Origin of the sequence: Acinetobacter sp. YH12252, assembly GCF_013417365.1 — a bacterium.
GTDB classification, from domain to species: domain Bacteria; phylum Pseudomonadota; class Gammaproteobacteria; order Pseudomonadales; family Moraxellaceae; genus Acinetobacter; species Acinetobacter towneri.
In genome coordinates this window covers 23,951-42,203 of the sequence record NZ_VPEA01000003.1, presented here as the reverse complement: position 1 = coordinate 42,203, position 18,253 = coordinate 23,951, and the positions used below count along the sequence as shown (strand labels likewise).

Sequence of the window (18,253 nt, the reverse complement as noted above, 5' to 3'; positions counted from 1 at the left end):
TCGGGTAGATAAATTAAACGGTCTGTTTTAGCAAAATCCTGTCAGATAAAGCATTCATTATTGGCTGGCTTGTGCCTCAGAAACTGCTGTTGCAGTTTCTGGTGTGCTGATAGGTTTTGATTTCACAGGATTGACCATAAAGTTAATCCCGATAATAAATAAGGTAATACCTAAAACTTTACGAATCACTTTTTCAGGTAAACGTGAACTGACTAAAGTTCCCACCACAATTGCAGGAATCGAGCCAACCAACAGCCAAACCAATAGGTGAAAATCGACATTACCTGAACTCATGTGACCTAAACCTGCAACTAGGGTGAGTAAGACTGCATGTACGACATCTGAACCGATAATACGAATCATCGGTAGATTCGGGAACATCAGTACCAATGCCATGATGCCAAAAGCACCTGCACCCACTGAAGAAAGTGTGACAAATACACCCAGTACAACTCCCATAATTACAATGAGGGCACGCTTATCTGCAGCCTGCATTTTGACCTTTTCAAGGTCTTGAGTCATATCAGGCAATTCTTGTTTACGGTATTTATTGAAAAATGTTTCAATTTGACCGCGAAACACAATTGAGATGCCAGTTAAGGTCAACATAAAGCCCAGTACCACGGTCAGTACCATTTTGTAATGGGTAGATTGGCTTAAATAATTCTCTAAAACCCAATGGGTCGCAAATGAAGCAGGGATACTGCCCACCGCAAGCCAAATTACAATGGGCCATACAATATTCATTTTTTTGGCATGAACCAATGAGCCGCAGAATTTTGAAATGGCGGCATAAAGTAGGTCTGTTCCAATTGCGATATGCGGTTCAATTTTAAACAAGCTGATCAGAATGGGAGTCATCAGTGAACCGCCACCTACGCCAGTCACACCCACGCAGAAGCCGACCAATACACCTGCCAAAATAAACTCTAAAGGACCAACCATGAAGATATGCCGAAGTCAAAAATCGTGAATATATTATGCCTTTTGGCAATAAGCTGTTGTCTTGATTAATGATTTACTTATTCTTAAAACAGATATAGTCAATGTGGAAAATCAGTGCAAAAGATCGCAGATTCAAGCCACGGCTTACTTTCTGTTTCTTACAAAATACAGTGGCTATGCTAAAATGCGAAAATTCATATCCATTAAAATTTAGAGGACAAAACGCTTGCAAAATCGGAAACTTAAAATAGGTATCGTTGTGGGAGAAGTATCGGGTGATACTTTGGGGGCACAACTCATGCGACGTTTTCGTGAGCAAGGCATTGATGCAGAGTTTGAAGGCATTGGTGGCCCACAAATGATTGCGGAAGGTTTTAAAAGTTATTATCCGATGGATATTTTATCGGTAATGGGCATTGTTGAAGTGCTGAAAGATTTGAAAAAACTCTTTGCAGTACGGGATGGTTTGGTCGAAAAGTGGACTCAACATCCCGTCGATGTCTTTGTCGGAGTTGATGCGCCTGATTTTAATTTACGTCTTGCCAAAAGTTTAAAACAGAAAAACTTGCCGATTAAAACCGTGCAATATGTCAGTCCTTCGGTATGGGCATGGCGACAAGGTCGGGTACATGGCATTAAAGCCAGTATAGATTTGGTACTGTGTTTATTTCCGTTTGAAAAAGCCTTTTTTAAAAAATGGGATGTGCCTGCAGCCTTTGTCGGACATCCTTTGGCGAGTCAGTTGCCGTTGGAAAATCCAATTGCTGCAGCAAAACAAGAATTGGGTTTAGACCAACAGCAACAACATATTGCGTTATTGCCTGGTAGCCGACGTGGTGAAATTGAGCGTTTAGGGCCGTTAGTTTTAGATGCGGCTTATATTTTGACGCAAAAATATCCGCAGTTTAAGTTTCTAATTCCTGCAATTAATGATGCACGTAAACAACAAATTGAAGCGTTACTGCAGTCTTATCCGAGTGCATTACAAGACAAAGTGCAATTGATAGAAAATCGTGGCACAGAATCCAAAATTGGTCGTCAGGTAATGAATGCGTCCGATATGATTGCACTGGCTTCAGGCACGGCGACGTTAGAAGCGATGCTATTACATCGTCCAATGGTTACGTTTTATAAGCTCAATCGCATTACGTACTGGATTGCGAAACTGTTGGTGAAAATTCCTTATTATTCATTGCCAAATATTATTGCAGGTAAAAAGGTTATTCAGGAATTAATTCAGGATGATGCAACACCAGAGCGTTTGGCAGCAGAAATTGAAAAGTTAATTTATATCGAAACTGCACAAATTCAAGTGATGCAACATATCACTATGCATAAGCAATTATTGTCCGATAACAGCGAAGACCCTGCACAAGCAATTTTGGCGATTTTAGATCGTTAAACTGTTCATTTCGTGATTGCATTGTTGTTTTGAAACTGCTGCCGATATTGGCTAGGTGTTAGCTCAAATTGCTTTTTAAAGGTTTGGCTAAAGGCAGTTTCAGAAGAATAACCGACACGGTGGGCAATTTGTTGAATCGACAATTGTCCTTGCTGTAAATAATGCGATGCCAAGCGTAGCCGATGTTGTTGTAAGTATGCCAAAGGCGGCTCACCAATCACCTGATTAAACAAATTGGCAAATTTAGAACGTGACATGCAACATTGTTCTGCCAAACTTTCTACCGTCCATGCTTTTTCGGGTTGACCATGAATAGCTGCGAGCGCATTGGAAAGTTCAGGATGTGCCAAAGCGCCGAGCCAGTTATTTGAGTCATCAAGCTGAAAAATATAATCACGCACACATTCAATCAGTAAAATACTGACCAAGTGATCTAATATTTTATCCCGTCCCAGTCGGATTTGATGACTTTCCACCGCTAAAAATTGCAAGCCAATTTGTAACCACTCGGGCGCTGTGCTGCACATGATATGCGGAATATGCAGATATTCGGGTAGGGCACTTAAAAGCGGTTTTGCCATGGTGGTGTCCATGTGGCATTGAATCACCAAAATAAATGCGTCTTCAGCTTGTGTGTGATTTATCGTGCCAAAATTTATTGACTGCTGTGACTGAATTTGAAATAAATCCGAAATATCAAAGTGTTCTGTCCAGTGAGTGTCTGCAGTTGCACTTGCGTAATGACTGCAACCCGATGGAATCAGGACAATATCACCTGCATCAATGTGAAGGTGTGTCTGTGCAGATAAATGGATATGCAGCGAGCCTTGTAGTACTACATAAGCCAGCATTGCCCCTTGGTCACGATATTGAAATGACCAATCTCCTTGAGGATTTAAATAGATATATTCTGATTGGTGCAGATGTATATCATCAAAAATTTTACTTAAAGCATCCATATTTTAAGCATAAATCATTATAAAAAATAAACCTGTGATTTCAGGACAATATAGCGCATTTTTGCGCCAAAGACTTTTGCATAGCTTTTTTGGACGTCTGCAACTGTTCATTCTCGTGTCTTTCCTCAAATATATAGGTAGAACAGCGTAGAAGGAAGAAAATAAGATGAACGCACCACTTCATTTGCTTAAAGAGATGGAACAGGATGTTCCTTATAAAAGCGCGGCTCAACTCGATAAAAAGCGTTATTTATGGTTGATCAGCCCATTTTTACCTGTATTGGGGATGGGGATTTTAGCGGGTTATCAATTCGCTCCGAAGCCTGCGAAAAAAGTTTTTGCTCTAGGTGGCCCTTTATTATTGCATGTGATTATTCCAACAATTGATACTTTAATTGGTCAAGATGCCAATAACCCAAGCAATGAAGATGTGAAACGACTTGAGGAAGATCGGTATTATTCGCGTTTGGTGAAAAGTTTTATTCCTTTGCAATATGCCGCCAATATTTATGCAGCTTATTTGGTTGGACGGCCACAAACCTCGTTAGTCGATAAAATTTTTCTGGGTATTTCCATGGGGATGGTGAATGGTATTGCTGTCAATACTGCGCATGAACTCAGCCATAAATCTTCAAAAATAGATCACTTACTGTCACATTTGGCTTTAGCACCAACAGGATATAACCATTTTCGGGTTGAGCATCCGTATGGGCATCATAAACGTGCTGCGACACCTGAAGACCCTGCATCTTCACGTATGGGAGAAACATTTTATGAGTTTTGGCCCCGCACGGTAAAAGGTTCGTTTAAGTCTGCACTGCAAATTGAAACTCAGCGTTTAAAACGTAAAGGCAAAAGTTTTTGGTCGAAAGACAATGAATTATTACAAGGCTGGGGCATGAGTGCGGCATTTCATGCTGCATTGTTGGCGCGTTTTGGTACTGGGATCATTCCGTATTTGGCGACACAGGCTTTTTATGGCATTAGCCTGTTTGAAATAATTAATTATATAGAACATTATGGCTTGCTTAGACAAAAAGATGCGCATGGCAAATATGAGCGCACTATGCCTGAACACAGCTGGAATAATAACAATATTGTGACCAATTTGTTTTTGTATCAATTACAACGTCATTCCGATCATCATGCTTATCCAACCCGACCATTTCAGGCTTTGCGACATTTTGATGAAGCGCCTGAATTACCAAGCGGTTATGCCAGCATGTTGCTGCCTGCCATGATTCCACCTTTGTGGTTTAAAATTATGGATAAACGTGTATTTGAACATTATCAAGGCAATTTAAACAAAGCCAATATTCAGCCTAAACGCCGTGCACGAATTTTTAAGAAATTTGGTGTGGTGGATAATTGATTGAATTATTAAGATTATTTTTTAATATTCATTTTGATATTTCTTTTGTATATATCTTTCAAAGGAAAGATTGAGATGTATACCAGATGTCTATTTTCACTCATCTTACTATGAATTGACTTCATCTCATTTTGGCGCATAATAAAGTTATATATTTATATAATATTGAGGTGGGTATGATTCATACAAACTTGAGAAAAGTAGGTGGTTCGGTCATGCTTGCCGTACCGCCTACATTATTAAAAAGTTTAGGTTTAGATGCGGGAAAGGAAGTTTCTCTGAGCATTGTGAATGGTAAGTTAGTGGTCGAACCTAAAGCGAAGCCATCTTATAAATTGGCTGACTTGCTGCAAGAGCATCAAGCTTTAGCATTAGAGCCAGATGCGTGGCATGATGTAAAAGCAGTTGGGCGAGAAGAAATCTAATGAATCAAGGCGATATTTATTTGATTTCATTAGATCCAACACTTGGACATGAACAACAAGGTAAGCGACCTGTATTTGTTATTTCACCTAAGTCATTTAATCTTATTACTAAAATGCCGATTGTTTTGCCTATTACTTCTGGTGGAAACTTTGCACGAAATATGGGTTTCGCTGTAGAGCTTATTGGTGGGAAAACTACAGGTATTGTGCGTTGTGATCAATCTAGAGCTTTAGATTTTGAAGCTAGACACGCGCGGTTTTTAGAATCCTCGCACGCAGATGTTTTGGATGAGGTTTTAGCAAGATATATCGCAATTTTTTCACCTGAAGATTAATTTATATCGAAAAAGACAGAAATTTATAGCAATATTTCTATGAAAATCTGTCTTTTATCTTACTTTACTATATGCCTTAAATCATAAAATCACTTGAGCTCACTCGAACTTTTACCTAATTCACGACGGGCAATAATCAATAGCTGAATCTGTTGCGTACCTTCAAAAATATCTAAAATTTTCGAATCACGTGCCCATTTTTCCAATAACTCATCTTCGTTATAACCCACCGATGCAGCTAACTCGACACACCTGAGCGTGATTTCATTACACACGCGACCAGCTTTGGCTTTGGAAATAGAAGCTTCGCGTGAGTTAGGCTGTTTATTGTCTGCCATCCATGCTGCTTTGAGCATCAATAAACGTGCGGCTTCCCATTCTGCTTCCATCCGATAAGTCTGTGCTGCGATATGTGAACACTGTAAATAGGGCGTGGCATAATTTGCATCTAATTGGTCTTTAAAAATTTCCTTAATCCGCTCTAAAGCGGCTTTGGCACAACCAACGGCCATAGCTGCCACCAAAGGGCGAGTGTTATCAAAGGTTTCCATCACACCTGCAAACCCTTTGGCAACATCAATTTCTGTATTGCCTAAAAGGTTGCTCGCAGGAACACGGCAATTTTCAAATCGAATTGTTGCTGTGTCCGAGGCTTTAATCCCTAATTTATGTTCTAAGCGTTCCACGGTCATGCCAGGTGTGCCCTTAGTCACAACAAAGGATTTGATCGCAGCACGTCCCAGTTTTTTGTCTAAGGTTGCCCACACAACAACGGCATCGGCGCGGTCACCAGAGGTCACAAAAATCTTTTCACCATTTAAAATATATTCATTGTCTACTTTGGTGGCAGTGGTACGAATAGCCGCAGAGTCAGAACCACAGTTGGGTTCGGTAATTGCCATGGCTGCCCAAACACCATTAAAGCGTGGTAATTGTTCTTCATTGGCCACCGCAGCAATCGCAGAATTACCTAAACCTTGGCGTGGCATACTGAGTAATAAACCTGTATCGCCATAACACATTTCGACAATACTCAGTGCGGTAGACATATTTACGCCATTTTTGTTACCTGTAGATGTGTCACCACGTTTGTTGACTGCTGCACCTGCATTCATGCCATCGCCCGCTTGGTTCATACCATCAACTAAGGCGGCAAGCATGTCTAATTCTTTCGGGTAGGCGTGTTCGGCTTTATCATATTTCCTTGAAATGGGACGTAATACATTTAAAGCAACTTCATGTGCCTGATCGACCAACATTTTGAATTTTTTTGGATTTTGTAAATTCATGGATGTATTCCTTATTTTTCTAGCTGGCTATCGTTTATTGATGGTGTGAGATTAAGCATGCAAGCCTGAATGCATAATTACAGTCGCACGTAAATCACGATACCAACGCTCTACAGGATGTTCTTTGGTAAAGCCATGACCACCTAAAATTTGCACGCCATTGGTGGCAATTTGCATAGATTTTTCTGCACAGAGCAGACGTGCTAAATATGCTTCTCGATGAAAGTTTTTACCCGATTCGGCAAGACTCGCTGCATTCAGCAACAGCATGCGCATGGCTTCAATTTCAATGGCCATATCTGCAATCATAAAAGCCACACTTTGACGATGTGAAATTGGTTCGCCAAATGCAGTGCGCTCATTGGCATAGCGAATACAATAACTTTTCACTGCTTCACAGCAACCAACTGCCATGGCGCACCACATGAGATTGCCTAAATCTAAAAATGCGCTGTAATCGAAATCATCTGTGCCTAAACGCTCCGCAGGGGTTTGATTAAACTTTAAAGTCGCCGTTTCGCAGGCTTTTAAGCCCATTGCAGGCGCTGCTTTAAATTGAATAGAAGCATCACGTTGCACAATGAACACATCGGCTTGACCATTTAGCTCTGCACTAACCAAAAATAAATCTGCTGTTTCGGCCAAAATCACCAGCGTTTTTTCACCTGTAATTAGGTACTGTCCATTTTGCAAAGTCGCTTTGGTTTTTAGCTGATACGGATTAAACGCAGCAGTATTTTCCTGAATCGCAAAAGTGGCTTGAAGTGGCGTTGGATGGTTCGCGTCTGTTTCGGAAAACGCAGATAAATACTGATTTTGAACCTGTTCTGAACCCCAGCGAGTTATGGCATTCATTACGCCAAATGTGGAAAGTAATCCTGCGGTTAAGCCAAAGTCGCCACGTGCCAATTGTTCGGCAATTAAAATATGGCTGACAATATTTTGTTCAGTGGCAACACCGCCTAAAGCTTCGGGCAGAGCATAGGTGTTCAAACCTAAATCTGTGCTGTATTGCCATAATACTTGTGGGAATTTCGCATCATGATCTGCCTGATGTGCCAATGGATAGATCACTTCTGTAGCAAATTGCTGCATGGCATCGACCAGCATTTGCTGTTCTTCACTCAATGACAAATCAAATAAATCTTTGGATTGACGTGTCAGTCGTTGTTGCGGTAATTTTTGTGTGCTTTTAAAATTTTTTTGAGTGGTTTCAAAGGTTTTAAAACCTGCTTTGGCTGAGTGATATAGAGATTGTTCAACCCATTTGCGTAATTTGAATTGATCGAGCAGATCACTCGATGCCATTTTAGTGAGTAGCGCTAAGCCGAATCCTTGGGCTTTGTTTATCATTTGACTCATGATTGTGTTGTCCTACACAGAGAATGCTTGTTTTTTATGCTGACATGCAGACTATAAAAAAACTATGTCATTGCTGACATGCAGAATTGTCAAAGATAAACGGTAAAAATTTTCTTATAACTGGACTAATATGTGGATTTTTATAGATTATTAATTTTATAGAAATCTACGCTTTTAAAATAAATTGACCTAAATGACAATTGCATCGAGTGGGCAACAATCATTTAGGTCTATATAACAGCTTTGATCAAAGAAATAAAAGTTGGGACTTAAATAAACTTTTGAATCATTTTGCGGACATTGGTTTTCGCATCAATCACGGTCATAAAGGTGTAGGCACCAATAAATTTACGGCTAATAAACATAAATTCTTTAGGCGGCACACTAAAGTAACGCGAAGCCATCGATTTAGATGCTTGTTGCATGACACGGCTATGCAGCTGACTTTTTTTCCAGTCATAGCGCGATTGTTCATCCATCACGCCTGCAGGTAAATCGCGGTTATTGTCTAAGTGACTAAAGGCTTCGGTTGCCAATAGAAACACTTTGGCCATATCTGGTTTAATGCTTTCAGGGATGCTGTCAAAAAACTCATAACCCGTCATGGCATTCACCATCATTTGTGGGTCGTGGTAATAACCCGCCTTGATCAAATTACGCGCCACAGCCAGCAAGTGTTGATCAAATTGACGAATAGCACCAAAGTCGAGCAGTACAATTTTATCGTGAATATCTTCACCATTACCTAAGCGAACTAAGTAGTTGCCAAAGTTCGGGTCAGTCTGCATTTCGCCCCATTCAAATACTTCACGCACAGCAATTTCTAAAGAGGCTTCGCCTAATTGGTTACGGCGTTCTTGAGGTAATGAGAGCATGACAGGGCTGTTAATCGGTACGCCACGTTCAAAGGTCATACACAGCACTTGGTCGCTACAGTATTCATCCACAATTTGCGGCACAATGTAGCGCGGATCATCTTTTAAACGGGCAGCAAAACGACGTGTCGTTTCCGCTTCAATTTGATAGTTGACTTCACGATGCATCATTTCACGCACTTCATCAAACCACTGATCAAATTCACGGGTTTGCGGCACCATGCGTGTCAATTTGAGCATATTTCTAAATAGGCTCATGTCTGAGTCAATCGCATCTGCTACGCCTGGATATTGGATTTTTAATACCAACTCCAAACCATCCGACTTGCGGGTCGCGCGGTGAACTTGAGCCAAAGAGGCTGTACCTAATGGCTCATGATCAATGGTGAGATCATCAAGTTTGGCACCTAACTGTGCCTGTAATTGCTGTTTAATCGCAGGCCATGCCAATGCGACAGTCTGGTTATTCAGCGTGTTGAGTGCTTGCGTAATTTCTTCAGGTAAAAAATGTTCGCCGTACAGCGCCATCATTTGCCCAATCTTCACGATAGAGCCTTTGAGTTTGCCAATTTCAGCCACCAAGTAATCGGCTTGTTCTTTCATGGCTTTTTTTCGTTTACGTTCTTTTTCTTCTTCGCTTGAAAACATAGAGGTGGCATTCGAGGCTGCCCATCGTGTTCCTGCAAGTAAAGATGCCTTTGCGATGGATAAGCGTCGATCCATAGAGGAAGTCTTGAGTTGTTTAAGCTTATCGTTCTGATCTGACATTAAAATCAATCCTTAAATCAGCAATACGCAGGAAAATTAGATTGTAACGGATATTAGCGCGTCTTAACGTATTAAAAAAGTTCAACTTGCTGAACGACGAGTTTCCTCGTGAAAAAAGTATGAAAAACGGCTTAAAAGTACTTTTACATCCGATATTGCACTTTGGTTTCGGCTTTTTTCATCAATTGCGCTTTGTTGTCTTGGATAAATTTGAGAATCATCAATTTTACAGAATCGTGTAAAAAACCATGCGCATATCCCTTAACAATAATCACGCTGGGCAAACTAAAAAATAGATATTTGGCATCATCTAATGACGAATTTTCAAAAATGCCGTTTTCAATCAAAATTTGCTGAAAAAATTGTTTTTCAATCAAGACTGCTTCGGAGTGGTTGTCGTTCCAATAGCTTTGGCGCATGGCCATCAAATTATTGTGTTTGTAGCTCATAAGGCTGAAAGTTTCATCTATAAAATGAGTAATTCAATTATTGGGATATTGTCACATTTTTCAATGATTGTTGTGCATTTATCATAGACTGAATCATAAAAAGCAGGGTATTGACTATATGCTTTTTAACCTGAATCTTGTAGCATCAATGCAGCAATTTGGGTTTTGTAAAATTATAAAATATTGAAAATTTACCGCGCTTTAAAAACAGACTGCGCTCAGGGGAAAATATGAAAGTTTGGATATTTACACTATTGGGGATGCTGACTTTGGGTACAGCTCAAGTTTGGGCGAATGGCGTTTCACAAGGCTATACGCAATGTATGAACAATAGTTATGGCAAAATTTCCCAATCGCAAAAATGTATTAAAACTGAGCAAAAAGCACAAACCAAACGACTCAAAAAACACTATAAAGCCTATGTAAAACGCAGCGCAGGCAATGCCAGTAATATTCAACAACAGCATCAACTTTGGGAAAACCGTGTAAAACAACGCTGTTATTTATCGACTCAAAGCGATTTTGCCGCATTACAACGTGCACAATGTGTTTTGCTGCAAACAGCAGAGCGCGCTGATTATTATCAAGGTCAGTTTGTGGGAATCAAATAAGTAAAACCATAGTAAATAAATTACTTGGAAACTGCTTAAACATTATAAAACCGAGCAAAACAAGGTATCATAAGGCGTTTTAAAATTTGACCTTGGAGCGCCTTAAGTGGATCGACCGACAATTAGCCCTGAACATTTGCAGGAAGCTGCTGAAAACCTATCAACCATTCGTGATTTTATTCGCTTTGGGGTTACAGCACTACGTCAATACGATGCACATTTAGGTCAAGGTACAGAAGATTATTTTGCAGAAAGTTCTGCATTGGTGTTACAAACTTTGTCTTTAGACTGGAATGCAGACGCTGAAATTTTAGATGCAAAATTATTGCCGAGCGAAGCAGCTGAATTTTTAAGCTTGCTCGAACGTCGTATCAATGAAAAAGTACCAACTTCTTACTTATTAAACTTGGCGTATTTCTTCGGAAAACCATTTTATGTCGATGAGCGTGTTCTAATTCCACGTTCACCTATTGCCGAGCTAATTGAAAATCGTTTTGCGCCATATTGCCTAGATGAAGAAGGTCAAATGCGCGAAGCAGATAACAATTTACCAGCCAATGCTGCGCCTAAAACCCCACAACGTATTTTGGATATGTGCACGGGTTCAGGTTGTATTGCGATTGCTTTGGCTTATGCTTTTCCAGATGCTGAAGTCGATGCAACTGACATTTCAAAAGATGCTTTGGAAGTCGCACAAATTAACTGTGAACATCACAACAAACAATACCAAGTGGCGTTGCTTGAGTCTGATTTATTCGCCAAAATCCCAGCCGAAAATCAGTATGATTTAATCGTATCTAACCCGCCGTATGTTGATGCGGAAGATATGGCAGATTTACCTGAAGAATTCCATCATGAGCCAGAATTGGCATTGGCAGCAGGGCAAGACGGCTTAGATTTAGTCCGTAAAATGTTGGCGCAGGCGGCAGATTACTTAACTGAAGATGGTCTGATTGTGATTGAAGTAGGTAATTCTGAATGGGCGATGAAACAGAATTTCAACACGGTTGATTTGCACTGGTTAAAATTCCAAAAAGGTGGTTCAGGTATTTTTGCATTGACTGCAGCACAATGCCGTCAATATCGCGATTTATTTATTCAATCTGTTCAAGCATAAGGAGTCGTTGGACGTGGCAGGTAATAGTATAGGGCAACTTTTCCGTGTAACGACTTGTGGTGAATCTCATGGCGTAGGTCTGATGGCGATTGTCGATGGCGTGCCACCGGGGATTGAACTGTCTGCAGAAGATTTACAAAAAGATTTAGATCGCCGTAAACCGGGTACGTCTAAGTTCGCGACACAGCGCAAAGAACCCGATGAAGTTGAAATTATTTCAGGTGTTTTTGAAGGTAAAACCACTGGAACTTCAATTGGTTTACTGATTCGCAATACCGACCAAAAATCGAAAGACTACGGCAATATTGCACAGACTTTCCGCCCCGGGCATGCAGACTATACCTATACGCAAAAGTATGGTTTCCGCGATTATCGTGGTGGTGGACGTTCAAGCGCACGTGAAACAGCAATGCGCGTTGCAGCAGGTGCAATTGCAAAAAAATACCTGTTCGAAAAATTTGGAATTGTGATTCGTGGTCACGTCACTCAAATTGGCATAGAAAAAGCTGAAAAGCTAGATTGGAACGAAGTACCAAATAATCCATTTTTCTGTGGCGATGCCGATGCTGTACCACGTTTTGAAGCATTGGTAACGTCATTGCGTGAACAGGGTACAAGCTGTGGTGCAAAACTGGAAATTGTGGCTGAAAAAGTGCCTGTGGGTTGGGGCGAACCTGTTTTTGATCGTTTAGATGCCGATATTGCCCATGCCATGATGTCTATCAATGCTGTGAAAGGCGTTGAAATTGGAGATGGTTTTGCAGTGGCAGCGCAGTTTGGGCATGAAACCCGTGATGAACTGACCACTGACGGCTTTTTGGCGAACCATGCAGGCGGTATTTTAGGCGGTATTTCTAGTGGTCAAGATATTCGTGTTGCGATTGCTTTAAAACCAACAGCCAGTATTACCACGCCAGGCAAAACCATTAATTTAAACCGTGAAGATACAGACGTACTGACCAAAGGACGCCATGATCCTTGCGTAGGTGTGCGTGCAACGCCAATTGCAGAAGCTATGCTTGCGATTGTGTTGATGGATCATTTCATGCGTCATCGTGCGCAAAATGCCGATGTGGTTGCACCGTTTGCACCCATTGAGCCAAAATAACAATATGCTTTAAGCAAGACGTATTGTCATCGATAGTTATAAAAATATTGTTGAGAAAGAAGCCAAACCACAGCGTTTGGCTTTTTAATACCTGAATTTTGAGATTAGTTCATCTTTTAGATTGTAAGTTTCAAAATTTTATACGCTGTTTTATATGGTGAAGATGCAGAGGAATGATCTGCGGCTCCTAAATATTAAGCCAATAAAAAAGAGCGCATATTGCGCTCTTTTCAAGGAATTTATTTACACCTCATTAAAGAAACCAAGTGTAATAACCCCAAATCATCAATGGCCAAGCCACAAATGGGCTAAATAACCATTTCCAAAACCAAAAGCGTGGAATAAAACCAACACCGTGTACAAAGCCACCTGAAATACCAATCATAATAAACATCATGGCACGGTGGCTATATTCACCGTTGGCATCCAGCATTGCTGCTGGATGAAGAAGCAGTACAGCTGCGAGTGGGAATGCCAATAAACATGAAATAACCATCGCAATCTTGTTCGGTTTTTGAACTGTTGTTTCAGCGTTCACTGCAGTGTCTGTCATCTAATTATTCCTCGTCAAGGTCTTGATGAGATTCAATATACAGGGCACTCAAGACACCTGCAAAGCATGCCATCAGAATACCGAGAATCCATGCAAAGTACCACATAATTTATTCTCCTTAGACACAGCCTTAGTAAAGGCTGTGTGAATTCTCTTTAATGTGCTTGTTGGTGATAACGCCCCACATTTTGTAGTAACACCAAGTGGTGTATAGCAAAATAATTGGTACGAAGATACATGCTGCAACAGTCATTACAGTTAATGTGTTTTTACTTGATACCGCATCCCACATGGTCAAGCTTGCAACTGGGTTGAGGCTTGATGGCATTAAGAATGGGAACAATGCAAAACCAGCAGTTAAAATTGCACCGATCACCGCTAAAGATGAACCTGTGAAACTTAAACCCGCTTTATTTTTACCTGCTGCAAGAACAATCAAAATACCGCCCAAGATGCCCATAATTGGTGCAATCATGGTAATAGGGTACGCTGAGTAGTTATTCATCCAGCCTGGGTTTGCATTGGTTAAAACTTCTTTAGCCAATGGGTTTGCTACGCCATTCGTGTCGTATGGAGTTACTAGGGTATAACCTTCGATACCACCGAAGTATAACCATGCGCCTGCACCTAAGAAACACACAAGGAACACAATACCCATGATTTGCGTTGCTTTTGCAGAGCGTGCACGTAAGTCACCATCGGTACGCAGCATTAACCATGCACCACCATGCGCACAAAGCATAGACAAGCTGACTAAACCACAAACTAAAGCAAATGGGTTTAATAATGCAAAGAAGCTGCCTGTATATGTTGAACGTACAGTTTCGTCTAGGGTAAATGGTACGCCAAGGAACATATTACCAAACGCAACACCGAATACTAATGCAGGAACTGCACCACCTACAGCCAAACCCCAGTCCCAAGATGTACGCCATTTGGTGTTTTCAAGTTTTGAACGGTAGTCAAAACCAACTGGGCGCAGGAATAGGGCAAACAGAACTAAGAGTAGTGCCCAATACATGCCTGAGAATGCTGTTGCATATACCATTGGCCAAGCAGCAAATAACGCGCCACCCGCTGTAATGAACCAAACCTGGTTACCATCCCAGTGCGGTGCAATCGTGTTGATTGCAGCACGGCGTTCTTCGTCAGTTTTACCTACAAATGGCATGATCGCCATTGAGCCCATGTCGAAGCCATCGGTGAGGGCAAAGCCAATGAGTAATACACCCACTAACACCCACCAAATGATTTTGAGTAATTCATATTCGATCATGCTTAAGCCTCCTCATTGGCTTTTTTCGCAGCTTCAATTTTCTCGAAGTGGTATTTACCAGTATGAAGCGAGCTTGGGCCTAGACGTGAGAATTTGATCATCAAGTACATTTCAATAATCAGCAATACGGTATAGAACGCTGCCAATGCAATGATTGAGCCCCATACGTCGCCAGTGCTGAGTGAAGATGCAGACAAGTGTGTTGGAAGTACTTCACCAATTGTCCATGGTTGACGACCAACTTCTGCTACATACCAACCTGTTTGCGCTGCAATCCAAGGTAATGGTAATGAGAATAACGCAAATTTTAATAACCAAGGTTTACTTTCTGCGTTGCGTTTAGCCACTGCAAAAGTTGCAAGTGCGAATAACAACAGCATTAAGAAACCAGAAGCTACCATGGCACGGAATGCCCAGAACAAACTTGGTACGTGTGGAATAGTATCCGCAGCAGCCATTTTAATTTGTTCGTCAGTCGCATCTACTACGTTTGGCGTGTATTTTTTCAACAATAAGCCATAACCCAAATCGGTTTGAGTTTGCTCAAATGCAGCTTTAAGTTCAGGAGATTGGTCGCCCGCACGTAATTGCTCAAGTTGTTGATAAGCAACCATACCGTTACGAATACGAACTTCGTGGTTTGCGATCAGGTCTTTAATACCAGTCACTTCTTCGGTGATAGAACGCGTTGCAATAATCCCCATGACATAAGGAATTTTAACTGCGTAATCTGTCGTTTGCGTTTCTTCGTTTGGAATACCAAATAAAGTGAACGCTGCAGGAGCAGGGTGAGTATCCCATTCTGCTTCAATTGCTGCGAGTTTGGTTTTTTGAACATCACCTAATTCATAACCTGATTCATCACCAAGTAGAATTACAGATAAAGTAGAAGCTAAACCGAAAATTGCTGCAATAGCGAATGAACGACGCGCAAATGGCAAGTCTTGCTTTTTCAATAAGTAATAACTTGAAATCGCTAAAACGAAAATAGCACCCGTTACATAACCTGCAGAAACAGTGTGTACGAATTTAACTTGCGCAACAGGGTTAAAAATTAACGCCCCGAAGTCAACCAATTCCATACGCATGGTTTCGTAGTTAAAGGTAGAACCCACTGGGTTCTGCATCCAGCCGTTGGCAACTAAAATCCAGAGAGCGGACATATTAGAACCAAGCGCAACCAGCCACGTTACACATAAGTGCTGCACTTTGGAGAGGCGATCCCATCCAAAGAAGAATAAACCAATGAAGGTCGATTCTAAGAAGAAGGCCATTAAACCTTCAATTGCGAGTGGTGCACCAAAGATATCACCCACGTAGTGTGAGTAATACGCCCAGTTTGTACCAAACTGGAACTCCATGGTTAAACCAGTGGTTACCCCTAAGGCAAAGTTAATACCGAAGAGTTTTCCCCAGAATTTGGTCATGTCTTTATAAATTTCTTTACCAGAAATCACATACGTGGTTTCCATAATGGCAAGAATAAAAGCCAGACCTAAAGTCAGTGGAACAAAAATAAAGTGATACATCGCGGTCATTGCGAATTGGAACCGCGAGAGATCGACCACGCTTTCAGAAATCATCAACGTGTCTCCTTGATTGAGGAAGGACTGCCAGCAATACGCTCAGCAACTTGTGAATCAAAATTTTGAGGAATAGTTGGGGCATCAAACCAAATATTTTTGATGACCATTAACAGCACGACCTTAATTATTAAAATGACCGTGAGTTCACGAACTACTTTTCTATTTAAATCTTTAGGAACTAAGCTCACTTTTATAAGCCTATTTTTTAAACTGTGTTTTATATTATTAAACAAAAACATACAAAAAAAAATAGCTGGCACAGTTAAAATGAAAATATATTGTTAACTTATTATAAATCAGTGGTTTGTTTTTGTGTTTTGCTGATAATAAACGGGAGAAATTAGTATTTTTTAAACTTGACAGAAACACTTGTAATTAATAATTCAAAATCTGACTAAAATACTTATATTTTAAAAAAGCAAATCAGACTAAATTGCTATGAATAAAAATCAATCTAAAAATAGCAATAAATTAGAGATATTATCAGCTAATAATTATTCTCATTCTTTTGTTAAAGTTTAATGACGATTCCGCATATTTTTTTATTTCCCTACAATGTAGTGGTGCTTTGTCTTTGGCTTAGTCTAGGGTAAACAGCATTTTTTCATAATGATTTTGTGTAAATATTGTTCAGATCACATGAAATGTATCGTTTATAAACAAACAGATTGTGTTGAGTTTGAGTGAAAAATTTTAACTTTCTTAGGTCAGCAAGATTGGTTTTAAATCTTAAAAAATAACTTATTGATTGCTAAATAGGTTATTTGATGCCGAAATTTTTTTGGCAAGATAGTGAGATCTTTTTTTGCGCACAATAATAATTTGAGCTTGAAATTCAAGTTCACCAAATTCAGGTTCAACCTGCACATAATGCAGTTGCCCAAACTCATCACGTACACGTGCTTGTGCAGAAAAACCAGGACGGGCATTACCACTGGAAATTGTGGCTAAACGTCCGAGTAAATCGACTTGGCGCACGCTATATTTGGGCTTAATCACTTGGTCTAAACAGTGAATCATGAAGACTGTAAAAAAGATGGCAATAATAAACGCTGGAATAATAATGTAATAAGCAGGAACGAAATGTTGTTGTTGTGAGTAAATCAAAAACTGTAAAAAATATCCTGCAACACTGAAATTCATCAGTAAAAAAACAAAAATCAGTACTTTAGAAAATTTAACATCTAAAAGTGGCGATTCTGTAATTCGTTGTGAAAATGCACGTTTGAGCAACTGACTTGGACGAAAATTAAAGTAATAACCAATCGTTTCGACAGTGCTGAGTAGCAATAAAACAACTAGGCTGAGGTGAAAGGGCATTAAGTTCAAATCAGATAAAAACTCATGCATGCGCTAAACTCACGTGTTGAAATATTTATAGGTGATGCTATTTAGACACAGATCATTGATCTAGCTCTGCTTAGAGAGCATAGATAAATGATCTAGTTTTGTATAGAGCTAAGATTTAGAACTTTTCGCTTCTTTCTGAAAGTTGCAAAAAAGTTAGTCGTTGATCAAGTAAATCCCACCATCTGAATGAACGCTGATCTCGACTTTTTCAAGTGATTGACCTAAACAAGGGCCAGAAATACATTCACCTGTTTCAACCATAAACAATGCACCATGCGTTGAGCATTCAATATATTCTTGGTCACGGTCTAAGAATTGGTTTTCTAAAAATTCTAATTCCACTTGTAGGTGTGGGCAGACGTTTTGGTAAGCGTAATACATGCCATCACGTTGGGTGATAAAAATTGTGTCACCATTTGGCGTTTCGTAGGCACGTGCTTCACGCTCAGGAATGTCTTCCATCATACAAAT

20 protein-coding genes are annotated in these 18,253 nt (G+C 40.2%); 7 read left to right on the top strand and 13 right to left on the bottom strand.

Annotation, left to right across the window (positions count from 1 at the left end):
* Window positions 1-57: 57 nt before the first annotated feature.
* Window positions 58-945 carry a sulfite exporter TauE/SafE family protein gene (locus FTV28_RS04055; RefSeq protein WP_179989497.1) on the bottom strand — a complete coding sequence of 296 codons (888 nt, stop codon included), beginning with the start codon at window positions 943-945 and terminating at the stop codon, window positions 58-60.
* 226 nt (window positions 946-1,171) lie between these two features.
* On the opposite strand from FTV28_RS04055, the gene lpxB reads away from it, so the two are divergent.
* The gene (gene lpxB, locus FTV28_RS04050) at window positions 1,172-2,347 is read left to right on the top strand and encodes a lipid-A-disaccharide synthase (protein ID WP_179989495.1); all 1,176 of its coding nucleotides are present in this window, start codon (window positions 1,172-1,174) and stop codon (window positions 2,345-2,347) included.
* A gap of 5 nt (window positions 2,348-2,352) precedes the next feature.
* Here lpxB and FTV28_RS04045 read toward each other — a convergent pair whose 3' ends face one another.
* Window positions 2,353-3,306, bottom strand: a complete 954-nt coding sequence (locus FTV28_RS04045) for an AraC family transcriptional regulator (RefSeq protein WP_178867416.1) — start codon at window positions 3,304-3,306, stop codon at window positions 2,353-2,355.
* A gap of 166 nt (window positions 3,307-3,472) precedes the next feature.
* Between FTV28_RS04045 and FTV28_RS04040 the strand changes: the two genes are divergently transcribed.
* The 3 genes from FTV28_RS04040 to FTV28_RS04030 all read left to right on the top strand — a co-directional run bounded on the left by FTV28_RS04040 (window position 3,473) and on the right by FTV28_RS04030 (window position 5,438).
* Window positions 3,473-4,678, top strand: a complete 1,206-nt coding sequence (locus FTV28_RS04040; RefSeq protein ID WP_004973378.1) for an alkane 1-monooxygenase — start codon at window positions 3,473-3,475, stop codon at window positions 4,676-4,678.
* Window positions 4,679-4,854: 176 nt separating this feature from the next.
* A complete protein-coding gene (locus FTV28_RS04035; protein WP_178867413.1) occupies window positions 4,855-5,103 on the top strand; it encodes an AbrB/MazE/SpoVT family DNA-binding domain-containing protein in 249 nt (82 codons plus the stop codon).
* Window positions 5,103-5,438 carry a type II toxin-antitoxin system PemK/MazF family toxin gene (locus FTV28_RS04030; RefSeq protein WP_096900853.1) on the top strand — a complete coding sequence of 112 codons (336 nt, stop codon included), beginning with the start codon at window positions 5,103-5,105 and terminating at the stop codon, window positions 5,436-5,438. The genes FTV28_RS04035 and FTV28_RS04030 overlap by 1 nt, the downstream gene beginning before the upstream one ends.
* 89 nt (window positions 5,439-5,527) lie before the next feature.
* On the opposite strand, the gene FTV28_RS04025 is transcribed toward FTV28_RS04030, so the two are convergent.
* The 4 genes from FTV28_RS04025 to FTV28_RS04010 all read right to left on the bottom strand — a co-directional run bounded on the left by FTV28_RS04025 (window position 5,528) and on the right by FTV28_RS04010 (window position 10,181).
* On the bottom strand, window positions 5,528-6,727 hold the full coding sequence (locus FTV28_RS04025; RefSeq protein WP_179989493.1) for an acyl-CoA dehydrogenase family protein: 1,200 nt from the start codon (window positions 6,725-6,727) through the stop codon (window positions 5,528-5,530).
* Window positions 6,728-6,778: 51 nt separating this feature from the next.
* Window positions 6,779-8,089: an acyl-CoA dehydrogenase family protein gene (locus FTV28_RS04020; RefSeq protein ID WP_179989491.1), complete on the bottom strand. Its 1,311-nt coding sequence runs from the start codon at window positions 8,087-8,089 to the stop codon at window positions 6,779-6,781.
* 269 nt (window positions 8,090-8,358) lie between these two features.
* Window positions 8,359-9,732, bottom strand: coding sequence for an AarF/ABC1/UbiB kinase family protein (locus tag FTV28_RS04015; RefSeq protein WP_179989488.1), 1,374 nt, complete (start codon window positions 9,730-9,732; stop codon window positions 8,359-8,361).
* Window positions 9,733-9,875: 143 nt separating this feature from the next.
* The gene (locus FTV28_RS04010) at window positions 9,876-10,181 is read right to left on the bottom strand and encodes a hypothetical protein (RefSeq protein ID WP_154320717.1); all 306 of its coding nucleotides are present in this window, start codon (window positions 10,179-10,181) and stop codon (window positions 9,876-9,878) included.
* 230 nt (window positions 10,182-10,411) lie between these two features.
* Here FTV28_RS04010 and FTV28_RS04005 point away from each other — a divergent pair, with 230 nt between their 5' ends.
* The 3 genes from FTV28_RS04005 (at window position 10,412) to aroC (ending at window position 13,017) form a co-directional block, all read left to right on the top strand.
* Complete coding sequence (locus FTV28_RS04005; RefSeq protein ID WP_004973395.1) at window positions 10,412-10,792, top strand: DUF1311 domain-containing protein; 381 nt, start codon at window positions 10,412-10,414, stop codon at window positions 10,790-10,792.
* Window positions 10,793-10,898: 106 nt separating this feature from the next.
* Complete coding sequence (prmB, locus tag FTV28_RS04000; RefSeq protein ID WP_004973398.1) at window positions 10,899-11,909, top strand: 50S ribosomal protein L3 N(5)-glutamine methyltransferase; 1,011 nt, start codon at window positions 10,899-10,901, stop codon at window positions 11,907-11,909.
* Window positions 11,910-11,922: 13 nt separating this feature from the next.
* On the top strand, window positions 11,923-13,017 hold the full coding sequence (aroC, locus tag FTV28_RS03995; protein ID WP_179989486.1) for a chorismate synthase: 1,095 nt from the start codon (window positions 11,923-11,925) through the stop codon (window positions 13,015-13,017).
* 253 nt (window positions 13,018-13,270) lie between these two features.
* Here aroC and FTV28_RS03990 read toward each other — a convergent pair whose 3' ends face one another.
* From FTV28_RS03990 to FTV28_RS03960, 7 genes are all read right to left on the bottom strand, one after another.
* Window positions 13,271-13,570, bottom strand: a complete 300-nt coding sequence (locus tag FTV28_RS03990) for a cyd operon YbgE family protein (protein ID WP_004973403.1) — start codon at window positions 13,568-13,570, stop codon at window positions 13,271-13,273.
* Window positions 13,571-13,574: 4 nt separating this feature from the next.
* The gene (cydX, locus tag FTV28_RS03985) at window positions 13,575-13,676 is read right to left on the bottom strand and encodes a cytochrome bd-I oxidase subunit CydX (protein WP_004860610.1); all 102 of its coding nucleotides are present in this window, start codon (window positions 13,674-13,676) and stop codon (window positions 13,575-13,577) included.
* Window positions 13,677-13,700: 24 nt separating this feature from the next.
* Entirely contained in the window at window positions 13,701-14,846 is a 1,146-nt protein-coding gene (gene cydB / locus FTV28_RS03980; protein WP_179989483.1) for a cytochrome d ubiquinol oxidase subunit II, read from the bottom strand.
* 2 nt (window positions 14,847-14,848) lie between these two features.
* A complete protein-coding gene (locus FTV28_RS03975; RefSeq protein ID WP_096900849.1) occupies window positions 14,849-16,429 on the bottom strand; it encodes a cytochrome ubiquinol oxidase subunit I in 1,581 nt (526 codons plus the stop codon).
* Window positions 16,429-16,620, bottom strand: coding sequence for a cytochrome oxidase putative small subunit CydP (cydP, locus tag FTV28_RS03970; RefSeq protein ID WP_004973408.1), 192 nt, complete (start codon window positions 16,618-16,620; stop codon window positions 16,429-16,431). The genes FTV28_RS03975 and cydP overlap by 1 nt, the downstream gene beginning before the upstream one ends.
* A gap of 553 nt (window positions 16,621-17,173) precedes the next feature.
* Window positions 17,174-17,782, bottom strand: a complete 609-nt coding sequence (locus tag FTV28_RS03965) for an OB-fold-containig protein (RefSeq protein ID WP_096900848.1) — start codon at window positions 17,780-17,782, stop codon at window positions 17,174-17,176.
* 153 nt (window positions 17,783-17,935) lie between these two features.
* Window positions 17,936-18,247, bottom strand: coding sequence for a Rieske 2Fe-2S domain-containing protein (locus FTV28_RS03960; RefSeq protein ID WP_179988655.1), 312 nt, complete (start codon window positions 18,245-18,247; stop codon window positions 17,936-17,938).
* Window positions 18,248-18,253: the final 6 nt, after the last annotated feature.